Genomic DNA, 13024 nt, shown 5'->3' on the forward strand with positions numbered 1-13024 from the left:
AAAACATACTAAAATGAGTAAAGAAGTAAAATCAGTAGAATACGGATTAGAAAAAATATTTGAAGGAGCACAGGATTTCCTTCCGCTGTTAGGAACAGATTATGTTGAATTGTATGTAGGCAATGCAAAACAGGCCGCACATTATTATAAAACAGCTTTCGGTTTCCAGTCATTGGCCTATGCCGGTTTGGAAACAGGAGTTCGCGACAGGGCTTCCTATGTTTTAAAACAGGATAAAATTCGTTTGGTGTTGACTACACCTTTAAACGGAGATTCAGTATTGAATGACCACCTCAGAAAACATGGAGATGGTGTGAAAGTGGCTGCGCTTTGGGTAGAAGATGCAAGAAGTGCATTTGAAGAAACTACAAAAAGAGGCGCAAAACCTTTCATGGAGCCAACTGTTGAAAAAGATGAATTCGGAGAAGTGGTTCGTGCCGGAATCTATACCTATGGCGAAACAGTCCATATGTTCGTAGAAAGAAAAAACTATACAGGCGTATTCCTGCCGGGATATAAAGAATGGAAATCAGATTACAACCCGGAGCCAACAGGTTTCAAATACATTGACCACATGGTTGGAAACGTAGGTTGGGGCGAAATGAATACGTGGGTGAAATGGTATGAAGATGTAATGGGGTTTGTAAACTTCCTTTCGTTTGATGACAAGCAAATCAATACGGAATATTCTGCTTTGATGAGTAAAGTAATGTCAAACGGAAACGGAAGAATCAAATTCCCTATCAACGAGCCTGCTGAAGGAAAGAAAAAATCACAGATTGAAGAATATTTGGAATTCTATGGCGGTCCTGGTATACAGCACATCGCTATAGCAACAGACGATATCATCAAAACGGTTTCTCAATTGAAAGCTCGTGGAGTAGAGTTCTTATCGGCTCCGCCAAAAGCCTATTATGAAGCGGTTCCGGAAAGATTGGGCGAGCATATGAAAATGATGAAGGAAGACCTGAATGAAATTGAAAAACTGGCAATCATGGTTGATGCTGATGAGGAAGGGTATCTTCTTCAGATTTTCACAAAACCGGTTCAGGACCGTCCTACGCTGTTTTTTGAAATCATTCAGAGAATGGGAGCACGCGGATTCGGAGCAGGAAATTTCAAGGCTTTATTCGAATCTATCGAAAGAGAGCAAGAAAAAAGAGGAACTTTATAGAATGGTATAATTTTCTGAGAATAATGCAAAATCAAACCTTTCAAAAAACTATTTTTTGCTAATATTGTGTTAAAGTTGATTTTTTAATTGCAATAATTTAATTATTGCATACCTTTGCACCCGCAAAAAGAGAGGGAGTGGTTTCCTTCGATTTTTATGTAAATTTTTCATAATTTATAGTTTTTTGGTTGGTTAATAGCATAAAAACTCAGTCATAATCTTTGACTGGGTTTTTTTGTTTTAATACTTTTGGAATAGAAATTGTATTAACAGTTGGAAGACATATAAAATTGAATTATGAAAAAGATTATAATATTATTATTGTTTGCAACTGCGAACCTTCAGGCCCAGGACAATAAAGCTTTTGATGTTGGTGAATGGTTCAAATTCAGAATACATTACGGCTTGGTCAATGCGGGTTACGCCACGCTTGAAGTCAAAGAAGCTACCAAAAACGGGAAAAAAGTTTTCCATGCTGTAGGAAACGGTTATACGACCGGTATGACAAAATTTTTCTTTAAGGTAAATGACGATTACCAGAGTTATTTCGATAAGAAAACCGGACAGCCTTACCAATTTGTCAGAAAGATTAATGAAGGCGGCTATACCAAAAATCAGGAAGGTTTTTTTAACCAGTCAGCAAATAACGTACTGGTTAAAGACTACAAGAAAAATTCAGAAAAAACCATTTCTGTTCCTGAGAACGTTCAGGACATAGTTTCCTCATTCTATTTTTTAAGAAACCATCCAACAATTGACAAATTAAAAGTAGGCGAGTCAATTGTTATTGATATGTTTTTTGACGACGAAACCACAAAGTTTAAGTTAAAATTTATGGGTCGAGAAGTTTTAAAAACTAAATTTGGAAAAGTAAATACGATGATCTTCAGACCTTATGTTCAGGCAGGTCGCGTTTTTAAAGAAGAAGAAAGTTTAACGGTCTGGATTTCAGACGATGAGAATAGAATTCCGTTACGAATCAAGGCCAGTCTGGCCGTAGGTTCTCTTAAAGCCGATTTGGACGGATATAAAGGATTGATACATCCTTTCAAAATTATAGCAGATAAATAAAAATGGATATTACTCCCAATATTAAAGATCAGTTAGATCAACTAGAAGAAAAATTTCAGGCAATAAATCAAAAAACCGAAACGCACCTCGAAGGGTTGCTTTGGTCCAAACCAATAACCTATTGGGACTATATTCAAACGGATGCCTTATTAAATTTACAGATTCAAAGAACAACATTACCAGATGAAATGGTTTTTATCATGTACCATCAGGTAAACGAGTTATTGTTCAAGATGATTTTATGGGAAATGGAACAGCTCTGCCATACCCCAAAACCGGAAACATCATATTTTACAGAAAAGCTGATGCGAATCAGCCGTTATTTCGATATGCTGACCACTTCATTCGATATTATGGGTGATGGAATGGAAATTGAACAATATATGAAATTCAGAAATACGCTGACTCCGGCCAGCGGTTTCCAAAGTGCACAATACAGATTGATTGAGTTTTGTTCTACAGACCTGATTAACCTGATTGATTATCGTTTCAGAAAAACAATTGACAGAAATACGCCTTATGAGCATGCCTTAGAACACCTTTATTGGCAGGCCGCAGGAAAAGATTATCATACCGGCGAAAAATCATACCTGCTTAAAGAATTTGAAAGAAAATACAAACCTCAATTCTTAAGCTATATGGAAGAATACAATACGATAAACGTATGGCGTAAATTCAAAGAATTGCCGGAACAGGACCAGAAAAATGAAGAATTAATCAAAGCCATGCGCCATTATGACCATACGGTCAACATTACATGGGTCATGCAGCATTTGAATACCGCAAAAAAATATATTGACGGAAGCGGCAAAGGTGACGGAGAAGCCACCGGCGGAAGCGATTGGAAAAAATACATGCATCCAAAATACCAAAGAAGGATATTTTTTCCAGAATTATGGTCTCCGGAAGAGCTGGCCTCTTGGGGAGAAGAAAAAAACGTCTAATTAGATTAAAGAATACGATTTGAAATACGCTGTTTTAACCTTACTATTGCTATTTACCCTGGTTTCCTGTAACAAGGAAGAAAAGTCCGAAAAAGAAAATAATATTAAAGAAGTTCCTGTAAAAGAGCCGATTGTTGTTGAATTTGGTTTTACACTAAATGATTTTTTGGTTGTGAATGATACAGTCAAAAGTGGCGATACGTTTGGAACATTGATGGACAAACATAATCTGGGCAAATACAAAGTACACGAAATAACAGAAAAAGCCAGAGATTCTTTTAACTTCAGAGATATCCGTGCCGGTAGACCTTATACCATCCTAAAAACAAAAACAGCACCCAATACGGTTCAGGTTTTTATTTACCAACCGGATAATATTCATTACAACGTTATTGATTTAAGAGATTCTATTGTGGCCTATAGAAATAAAAAACCAATAACGATTAAAAGAAGAACAATAGCTACGGAAATCGAAAGTTCATTGTCTGAAACTCTAAGCAAGGCAGGTGTTGACGCTTCACTCGCTCAAAATCTTGCCGATATTTATGCCTATTCTGTCGACTTCTTCAAAATTCAGAAAGGCGATAAGTTTGCTGTTACTTTTAATGAGAAATACATCAGCGACACAATTTATGCAGGTGTAGAAAGCCTGGAAGCTTCCTTTTTTGAATACAAAGGAAAAAAAATCTATGCCTTTCCGTTCAAGCAGGATACTACGGCAAAAAAAGTAAATTACTATGACGAGGAAGGAAAAGTGCTCAAGACGATGTTCCTGAAAGCACCTTTAAAATTCGGATTCAGGATTTCCTCAAAATTTTCAACAAGAAGATTCCATCCCGTACAACAGCGATTCAAAGCCCATAACGGTACTGATTATGCAGCGCCGGCGGGAACCCCAATTATAACGACGGCAACCGGTGTGGTTGAAAAAACCGGATATACCGCCGGAAACGGAAACTTTGTAAAAGTCAAACACAATTCGACCTATTCGACGCAATACCTCCATATGTCTAAAATATTGGTTCGAAAAGGACAACGGGTTTCTCAGGGGGATGTTATTGGAAAAGTAGGAAGTACAGGTCTGGCAACCGGACCGCACGTTTGTTACCGTTTCTGGAAAAACGGCGTACAGGTTGATGCCCTTAAACAGAAACTCCCGAATTCAATCCCGATGGATGCGAAATACAAGCCTAGATTCATGGCTGAAATGGCGCCTCTCAAAAAAGAATTAGACAGCATCGCTGCAATTAAATTCAAAAAGTAATTCATTATTGCCTAAATTTGAGCCTTCAAAAGACTACAAATCTAATTTTTTATTACCATGGCTTTAGGCAGAACCAATCCGTCAGGAACAGTTGCTTGGCAAAAACTGCGTGAACATTTCGCTGAAATGCAATATGCTTCAATGCAGGAAATGTTTGCAAACGATAGCTCCAGAGCAGAAAAATTTAATCTTCAATGGAATAACTTTCTTGTAGATTATTCTAAAAATATTATCACAGAAGAAACAATAAGCTTGCTTTTGTCTTTGGCTGAGGAAGTAAATCTGAAAGACGCCATTGCCAAATATTTTAATGGCGATAGTATCAACGAAACCGAAAACCGGGCGGTACTTCATACTGCTTTACGCGCTCCTGAATCTGCTGTAATCACCGCAGACGGACAAAATGTGATGCCGGAGGTATATCGCGTAAAAAACAAGATTAAGGCCTTTTGTGACGAGGTTATTAACGGACAAAGAAAAGGTTTCACCGGAAAAGCTTTTACAGATGTAGTAAACATTGGAATTGGGGGTTCAGATTTAGGACCGGCAATGGTAGTAGAAGCCCTTCAGTTTTATAAAAACCACCTGAATGTTCATTTTATCTCTAACGTTGATGGTGATCACGTACAGGAAAAAATCAAAAACCTAAATCCCGAAACGACACTTTTTGTAGTGGTTTCAAAAACATTTACCACCCAGGAAACGCTTTCAAACTCTGAAACGGTACGTAAGTGGTTTTTAAAATCAGCAAGACAGGAAGACGTTGCCAAGCATTTTGTGGCTGTTTCTACAAATATCCAGAAGGTAACAGAATTCGGAATCAATCCGGATAATGTTTTTCCTATGTGGGATTGGGTTGGAGGAAGATTCTCTTTGTGGAGTGCTGTAGGCCTGTCCATCAGTTTGGCTGTAGGATTCGACAATTTCAATAAACTGCTGAAAGGTGCGAATGAAATGGATGAACATTTCAAATCGGCAGAATTCAACCAGAATATTCCTGTAGTTCTGGCACTTTTGAGCATATGGTACAACAACTTCTTTGGCGCAGAAAGCGAAGCGCTGATTCCCTATACACAATACCTCCAGAAACTGGCTCCCTACCTTCAACAGGCAATCATGGAAAGTAATGGAAAAAGTGTTGGCAGAGACGGCAATCCGGTAAACTACCAGACAGGAACAATCATTTGGGGCGAACCGGGAACCAATTCACAGCACGCATTTTTCCAACTAATCCATCAGGGAACCAAATTGATTCCTACTGATTTTATTGGTTTTGTAAAACCTCTATATGGCGATGAAGACCATCACAATAAACTAATGTCGAATTTCTTTGCCCAGACAGAAGCTTTGCTGAATGGAAAGACGGAAGACCAGGTAAGGGCAGAATTTACAAAAACAAATTTCTCCTCAGGAGCAGCAGAATTCCTGACACCATTTAAGATTTTTCAGGGGAACAAGCCAACCAATACATTGCTAATCCAACAGCTAACGCCAGAAGCTTTAGGTTCACTGATTTCATTATATGAACATAAGATTTTTGTACAGGGCGTAATCTGGAATATTTTCAGTTATGACCAATGGGGTGTTGAACTTGGCAAACAATTAGCGAATTCAATTCTTGATGAAATCAATTCAGGCGTTGTAAAACAACATGACAGTTCAACGGCTCTTTTGCTGCGTTATTTTTTAGATAAGAAATAAGAACTAATGAGTTTAGTCTAAAAGAAAAAGCCTCTAAATCGAGAGGCTTTTTATTATTCTTCTGTATTGTTTTCCGGAGTTTCTTTATTTCCTTTCAAGAATTTCACCACTAGCGGAATGGTAGTAGCCGCTACGATGATAAGGATAATGATTTCAATATGGCTCTTCAAATCAATGTCAAATTTGCTTAAAAACAAACCATAAAGATAATGTCCAGCCATAATTAAGCTGAAAGCCCATAAGAAAGAACTTAGTATATTGTAGAATATGAAACGTTTTTTGTCCATTTGCACGATTCCGGCAATAATCGGGGCAAAGGTTCTCAGGATAGGCATGAAACGTGCAATGATAATCGCTTTCCCGCCGTATTTTTCAAAAAATACGCGCGACTGCTCCAGATACTTTTTCTTGAACCAGAAGCTGTCCTCTTTTTTATAAAGATACCATCCGCTTTTTGCACCAAACCAATAACCCACCGTATTTCCGATAATTCCGGAAATAGCAACCAATGTAGCCAGTAAAGCAACGTTGCCAAAGTCACTTTCAATGATAACAAGATTTTCTACAAGTTCACGGCTGTAGATTCCGGCAAGAAAAAGAAGGCTGTCACCCGGAAGGAAAAACCCGGCAAACAATCCTGTTTCTGCAAAAACAATAAAAAGCACAACATACAGTCCAACGCTAACGCCCCCAAGTTCCATTGCAATGTAGAATTCAGGGTTAATGAGCTGTTTCCAATCAAAATTATCCATTTTAGAATTTAGTTAAGTAAATAATTATTAAGAAGCATTTAGTGTAATAGAATTCATTTTTTTCTTATCGCCTACAATCCAGATAATATCGTTTCTTTCAAGTACGACGTGGGATTCCGGATTCATCATTCGGCGGCCTTCCCGTTCAATTCCCACGACCAGGCCATCTGTTTTTTCTCTAAGCTGTGATTCGCGTATGGTTTTGCCAATAAAATCTTCGTTTTTCAATTCGAAATTTTTCAGGACAGTTTCAGAATTGTTTTCAGGAACTGCCACAAAACTCTGCTGCAGATAGGTCTTGAATTTCTCTATCTGTCGGTCTGTTCCTATGACATAGAGAATATCATTTGGATAAATCTGCTCATTTCGGTTAGGAACATTAATTGTAATATTTCCGCGTTTGATTGCCGCAATATTGATTCCTATCTTTTCACGGAGTTCCAGCTGGTGTAGCGGTTTCCCAACAATATTGGATTCGGCACTGATTTCAAAAGTAGTCATGTGCGCATCCCAGGGAGAAAGCTCCCGCTTGCTTTTTGAAGCTTCCGTATTTTCCCGGTCGTTAAGATTCTGCATAAATCGGTTTTCGATTCGGTCATATAATGTTTGCAGCTTTTTAGGGAAAACCATATAAGCCACGGCAAAAATAACCAAAGCAGTAAAGGCAATGAAATTAGAAAAGAAACTGTTGAGCAATAATCCAATAAAAAACAGGGTAAACAGTATTCGGATAATATTGACAATTTTTATTGGTCCTAAAAATTTTCTTTCCCGTTTCAATTCCTCATAAGCGGTAGGCGCAACTTTTCTGAACGACAAGGCCCATAAGAAAGGTGAAATACATAAAAGTGTTAGAACAGCTATCGCGACATTGGCCCATTGCGAACCGTTTACAAGAGGAAGTACTACTCTTGAAGAAAGCAGAATAATGGCAATTATAATTACAGAATAGATTATAATCTGAATGATGCTGGATCTTAAAAATAAAACCCAGTTGCTTGTGGCTTTTATAGTCTGCGAACTGGAACTGTAGCTGTCGATTGCCTTAATCCATTTTTTAGGGAGTTTTCTTTCCAGCATATTGGAAACCGGAATAGAAAGCTTAATCATAAAAGGAGTCGTAAATGTTGATATGGCAGAAACGGCAACTACAATAGGATAAAGGAAATTGCTGGTTACGCCCAATGTCATCCCTAAAGTAGCAATGATAAACGAAAACTCACCAATTTGAGCTAAACTCATCCCGGTTTGTACAGACTGTTTTAAGGGCTGTCCGGAAATAAGGGTTCCGATAGTGGAACTTAAAGTTTTTCCAAAAACGGTCAGCAAGGTGATAATAATTACCGGAACGGCATATTCTGCCAATGTACTAGGATTGATAAGCATTCCTACAGATACGAAGAAAACGGCTCCAAAAAGATCTTTTACAGGTTTAACGAGGTGTTCAATGCGTTCCGCTTTGGTGGTTTCAGCAATAATAGAACCCATGATAAAAGCACCCAAAGCAGGTGAAAAACCGGCCATAGTAGCCAGAATTACCATCATAAGGCATAAAGCTAAGGAAACAATCAACAGGGTTTCATCGCTTAAAAGATTCTTAGCCTTTTTTAGTAAGGTAGGAATGAAAAAGATACCACCTACAAACCATAGTATAAGGAAAAACAAAAGTTTTAATACTGATTCAAAAAGTTCCATTCCTGAAAATTGCTGACTTACGGCAATGGTTGAAAGCAGAACCATCATAAGGATAGCTACAATATCTTCAACAATCAGCGCGCCAAAAACAATGCCGGCAAATTTCTGGCCTTTTACACCCAATTCATCAAAAGCCCGAAGTATGATAGTAGTTGACGAAATGGAGAGGATAACACCCAAAAAGATACTGTCCATAGAAGACCAGCCCATGAGCTGACCACACCAATATCCCAAAAATACCATAGAGAAAATTTGTACCAGGGCAGTAATGGAGGCCGTTCCGCCGACTTTCATCAATTTCTTAAAGCTAAATTCGAGGCCCAGGCTGAAAAGCAATATAATAACCCCGATTTCTGCCCAGACTTCAACGTTTTGTACGTCTTTTACAGAAGGGAATAACGTAAAATAAGGGCCCGCAAGAAATCCCGCAATTAAATATCCAAGAACTAAAGGTTGTCTGATTTTCTTAAAAAGTAAAATGGCAACACCGGCAGTCATAAGAATTAGTCCCAAATCACTTATAAGTGGATAAAGGTGATGTGAGGCTGCTGCCGTATTTTCTAATTCGTTCATATCTGTAATAATTTAATTGGACAATGTTTAGGAAGATTCAGGTAGAGAATCTTAAAAAAGAAAATCAATTATTTATTACCAAAAAGCCTGAAAGGGATAGAAGATGGATAGTAGTTTTCCTTTATGGCAGAAAGAACCAAACAGGGAATGTTTTTCAAAAGGGTTTGCCAAAGCAAAATAAGTATGGAAAACAAATTTTGAAGAAGAAACGGCTCCAAAAAGTAAAGTCAAACCATGGCATTTTGAAAGCCTGGCCATACTATAACGATAGGGGTTAGAAAATTTCTTCTTTTTATGGAGCTTATCCAATGTGTCACGCACAACCGAAAATTCTTTTTTTGAAAGACCGTATTGGCATGTTTTTAATTGCGGTGTGCAATTGGTTTCAGGAAAAGTCAATGACAAGTTTTTCTTATTGCCGGCATCGCAACGCATACCAAGCAGAAAGAATAAGCACAAAAAAGTAATATGTACGGCTTTTTTCATCATTTCCGCAAATTTATGATATTGGATTTTAAAACAGTGACCAATTCAATTAAAGAAATGTTAATTATTAAGATTTTATTTCGTAATTTGGATTCATTATTTATTGGTCTGCCGTGTTCCCATAATTTTGGAGCATTTCATTTTTTGATATATTTGTAAAAAACAATTTTTGACCATGGATACTTACAAAATTATTCTTGAAGCCCACTCCGGTATTGCCTATGTAGCCCTTTTTACAATTGGCGTTGCAACAATTAATTCCCTGATAGGGCTATCTGCTAAAAACGAATTCAAACCAAAAGACAGAAGGATTGCCCTTTTTGGTCTGATAGCTGCTCATCTCCAATTTGTTTTTGGACTGATACTGTATTTTGTTTCTCCAAAAGGAATTGCCCTGTTTGGACAGGCAGGTATGAAAGAAATTATGGGAAATAGTGAGCTTCGTATGATGGCCGTAGAACATCCTTTCGTAAATATTCTGGCAATTGTGCTGATAACTATTGGGTGGAGCACACACAAAAGAGTAGATGATTCCAATAAAAAATTCAAGAAAATAGCCATATTCTATGCTTTGGGATTCCTGTTGCTGTTGTCAAGAATTCCTTGGAATGTGTGGTTCTCATAAAAAATAAAGCTCAATTTTTTGAGCTTTTTTCATTTTAGGTATAGTAATTGTGAGATGAATTGGCCAAACATAAAAAAATTTATCATGAAGTATAAGACTACCATTCTGTTGCTGGCCTTTATTGCTTTGGTCTTTTCGAGCGGTTTTTCCATACAGGATAGAAATTTTCAAAAAACACCCCCGGAAAAAAACCAGGCATTTCAGGATTCGGTAAAGAAAGTTGCAATAGAAGATAGCTTAAAATTAGCAGAATCAAAAAAATATAAGCTCCATAAGAAAAATGCTCATGCATCTTATTATGCGGACAAATTTACAGGACGACGCACAGCAAGCGGAAAAATTTTTGACAATAAGAAATATACCGCAGCCCATAGAAAATTTCCTTTTGGAACCAAGCTCCGTATAACAAATGAAGCCAATGGAAAATCGGTTATAGTAGAAGTGACAGACCGGGGCCCGTTTACCAAAGGAAAAGAAATTGACCTTACCAAAAAAGCCTTTATGGACATTGCTTCTTCCCGATACGGAGGTCATTTAAAAGTAACCATTGAAATTGTACAGTAATCATGAAAGCCAGGATATTTTTATTTATCGGAGTACTTGGAAGCCTGCAGGCAAGCTGCTCGTCTGCCAAATCGGTATCCGGAAAAGTATATAAGAAGAATGTCCATGCGTCCTATTATGCCGACAAATTCAACGGTAGAAAAACAGCAAGTGGGGAAAAATTCCACAATAGCAATTATACAGCCGCCCATAAAAAACTACCATTCGGAACAAAAGTCAAAGTAACCAATATCGCCAATGAAAAATCGGTTTTGGTTGAAATAAACGATAGGGGGCCATTTGTGCCGGGCAGGGAAATCGACCTCACTAAAAAAGCCTTTATGGAAATTGCAGATAATAAAAATCATGGTTCATTAAGAGTGAACATTGAAATTATAAACTAACCAAGCCGGCATTATGCTGGCTTTTTTATTGCTTAAAAACGGACAATTAAAAATTAACATAAATTTAAGTTCGTTTAGTTCGGTAATTACCGAACCTGATTTAACTTTGCGCCAAAATTAACATATCAAATGACAGACATAGCGAAAGAAAGAGAAGGATTGGTGGAGATGTTTGGTGTTCATTTTGAAAAGTATTGGAACTTTTCACCTTTGTCAGGACGAATATTAGGTTGCCTTATTGTTTGGAATGACGCCAAAGGATTGACGTTTGACGATTTAGTTTCCACACTAGGAGCCAGCAAAAGTTCGGTTTCTACCAATTTAAACCTGTTGCTGAAGATAGGAAAAATAGAATATTATACTTTTCCCGGTGACAGAAAGAAATATTACAGGCCATCTTCTTTTGGCGACAGGATGCAAAATCATCTGCAGATGGTTCTTGACGAAAAGAAAATGGTAGAGAGAATAATAGAGTACCGAAAAAAGACAGTGAGTGACGGCGACTGTGCCAATTTGGAACTAATTAAGATTTATCAGGAACACATCCTGGAATTCGAAAAATTTTTAAATAAAACGATTCAGAAGTTAGAAAAAGTAGAGAACAAATAAATCAATCAACCTTTATAAAAATGCAGATGAAGAATAAATCACTATTCAGTATTGTAATCGCAATAATTACACTTTACTCTTGCGGTAAAAAAGAACAGCAGATGCCTCCTCAGGGACCAATGCCGTTTCCGGTACAGGCTGTTGCGAAACAGGATGCGGTTGTTTATCAGGAATATACAGCCAATCTTGAGGGACAACAGAATGTCGAAATCCGTCCAAAAGTTAACGGATTTATCCAAAAAATATTTGTTGACGAAGGACAGGTTGTCAGAAAAGGACAATTGTTATTCAAATTAGAAACCCAAACTCAAAACGAGGATGCTTCAGCAGCAAAGGCAGCCGTACAGGCAGCTCAGGTTGAAGTAGACCGATTGAAGCCGCTTGTTGACAGAAAAATCATCAGCAACGTACAATTGGAAACGGCCAAAGCTAAGTTAGCGCAGGCTAAAGCTTCTTATGGAGCTATTGCTGCCAACATAGGTTTTGCAACAATCACATCGCCCGTTGATGGAGTAATTGGCGGTCTTCCATTCAGAGAAGGTAGTTTAGTTAGCTCAACCAGTGAAATGCCTTTGACAACCGTTTCTGATACGAGAGTTATCCGTGCCTATTTCTCAATGAACGAGAAACAACTTTTGTTTTTCAACAAAACCTTTAAAGGAGCTACAACGGCAGAAAAGCTGAAATCAGCTCCGGAAGTTTCCCTGCTTTTGGTTGACAATACAGAATACGACCAAAAAGGAAGATTGGCAACAATGAATGGATTGGTTAATCCACAAACAGGAACAACGCAGTTCAGAGCCGAATTCAAAAATCCGCAAGGAATTCTTAGAAGCGGTAGCAGTGGTATCATTCGTTTGCCAATTGATGAGAAAAACGTAATGCTTGTGCCACAGAATGCCGTATTTGAAGTACAAGGAAAACAGATGGTTTATGTAGTTGGAAAAGACAACAAGGTAAAATCAAGAATCATCGAGACAAAAGGAACATCAGGATTGAATTTCATCGTGAGCGGAGGACTTGAAGAAGGCGAGTTAATCGTAGTCGAAGGGGCTTCTAAATTAAAAGACGATATGGAAATCGTGCCACAGCAAGGAAAACCGGAAGCTGCGGCTCCGGCAGAAAATACTGCGGCAAAAGATGCTGCAAAAACAACCACACCATCAGCTAAAAAATAATTCTC

Annotated in this window: 13 protein-coding genes; 10 read left to right on the top strand and 3 right to left on the bottom strand. The window is 37.9% G+C overall.

Going from position 1 to position 13024, the window contains the following annotated elements:
* The first annotated feature begins 13 nt into the window (after positions 1-13).
* The 5 genes from hppD to pgi all read left to right on the top strand — a co-directional run bounded on the left by hppD (position 14) and on the right by pgi (position 6154).
* Positions 14-1174, top strand: a complete 1161-nt coding sequence (hppD, locus tag BGO88_RS06210) for a 4-hydroxyphenylpyruvate dioxygenase (protein WP_056067524.1) — start codon at positions 14-16, stop codon at positions 1172-1174.
* A gap of 297 nt (positions 1175-1471) precedes the next feature.
* The gene (locus tag BGO88_RS06215) at positions 1472-2245 is read left to right on the top strand and encodes a DUF3108 domain-containing protein (RefSeq protein ID WP_101471102.1); all 774 of its coding nucleotides are present in this window, start codon (positions 1472-1474) and stop codon (positions 2243-2245) included.
* Between the two features lie 2 nt (positions 2246-2247).
* On the top strand, positions 2248-3189 hold the full coding sequence (locus BGO88_RS06220; protein ID WP_180326396.1) for a tryptophan 2,3-dioxygenase family protein: 942 nt from the start codon (positions 2248-2250) through the stop codon (positions 3187-3189).
* Between the two features lie 19 nt (positions 3190-3208).
* On the top strand, positions 3209-4453 hold the full coding sequence (locus BGO88_RS06225) for a M23 family metallopeptidase (protein ID WP_056067531.1): 1245 nt from the start codon (positions 3209-3211) through the stop codon (positions 4451-4453).
* Positions 4454-4510: 57 nt separating this feature from the next.
* Positions 4511-6154, top strand: coding sequence for a glucose-6-phosphate isomerase (pgi, locus tag BGO88_RS06230; RefSeq protein ID WP_286706314.1), 1644 nt, complete (start codon positions 4511-4513; stop codon positions 6152-6154).
* A 53-nt stretch (positions 6155-6207) separates the two neighbouring features.
* On the opposite strand, the gene BGO88_RS06235 is transcribed toward pgi, so the two are convergent.
* The 3 genes from BGO88_RS06235 to BGO88_RS06245 all read right to left on the bottom strand — a co-directional run bounded on the left by BGO88_RS06235 (position 6208) and on the right by BGO88_RS06245 (position 9663).
* A complete protein-coding gene (locus BGO88_RS06235; protein WP_101471104.1) occupies positions 6208-6906 on the bottom strand; it encodes a DedA family protein in 699 nt (232 codons plus the stop codon).
* Between the two features lie 27 nt (positions 6907-6933).
* A complete protein-coding gene (locus BGO88_RS06240; protein WP_056067542.1) occupies positions 6934-9174 on the bottom strand; it encodes a monovalent cation:proton antiporter family protein in 2241 nt (746 codons plus the stop codon).
* Positions 9175-9249: 75 nt separating this feature from the next.
* Positions 9250-9663 carry a hypothetical protein gene (locus BGO88_RS06245; protein WP_056067544.1) on the bottom strand — a complete coding sequence of 138 codons (414 nt, stop codon included), beginning with the start codon at positions 9661-9663 and terminating at the stop codon, positions 9250-9252.
* 172 nt (positions 9664-9835) lie between these two features.
* Between BGO88_RS06245 and BGO88_RS06250 the strand changes: the two genes are divergently transcribed.
* The 5 genes from BGO88_RS06250 to BGO88_RS06270 all read left to right on the top strand — a co-directional run bounded on the left by BGO88_RS06250 (position 9836) and on the right by BGO88_RS06270 (position 13019).
* Positions 9836-10285 (top strand): hypothetical protein, encoded by a 450-nt coding sequence (locus BGO88_RS06250; protein ID WP_056067546.1) that lies wholly within the window; start codon positions 9836-9838, stop codon positions 10283-10285.
* 84 nt (positions 10286-10369) lie between these two features.
* A complete protein-coding gene (locus BGO88_RS06255) occupies positions 10370-10849 on the top strand; it encodes a septal ring lytic transglycosylase RlpA family protein (RefSeq protein ID WP_273238907.1) in 480 nt (159 codons plus the stop codon).
* A gap of 2 nt (positions 10850-10851) precedes the next feature.
* Complete coding sequence (locus BGO88_RS06260; RefSeq protein ID WP_286706315.1) at positions 10852-11232, top strand: septal ring lytic transglycosylase RlpA family protein; 381 nt, start codon at positions 10852-10854, stop codon at positions 11230-11232.
* Positions 11233-11361: 129 nt separating this feature from the next.
* A complete protein-coding gene (locus BGO88_RS06265; RefSeq protein WP_286706316.1) occupies positions 11362-11841 on the top strand; it encodes a GbsR/MarR family transcriptional regulator in 480 nt (159 codons plus the stop codon).
* A 26-nt stretch (positions 11842-11867) separates the two neighbouring features.
* Positions 11868-13019 (top strand): efflux RND transporter periplasmic adaptor subunit, encoded by a 1152-nt coding sequence (locus BGO88_RS06270; protein ID WP_286706317.1) that lies wholly within the window; start codon positions 11868-11870, stop codon positions 13017-13019.
* Positions 13020-13024: the final 5 nt, after the last annotated feature.

Source organism: Flavobacterium sp. 38-13 (genome assembly GCF_001899155.1).
GTDB lineage: Bacteria > Bacteroidota > Bacteroidia > Flavobacteriales > Flavobacteriaceae > Flavobacterium > Flavobacterium lindanitolerans.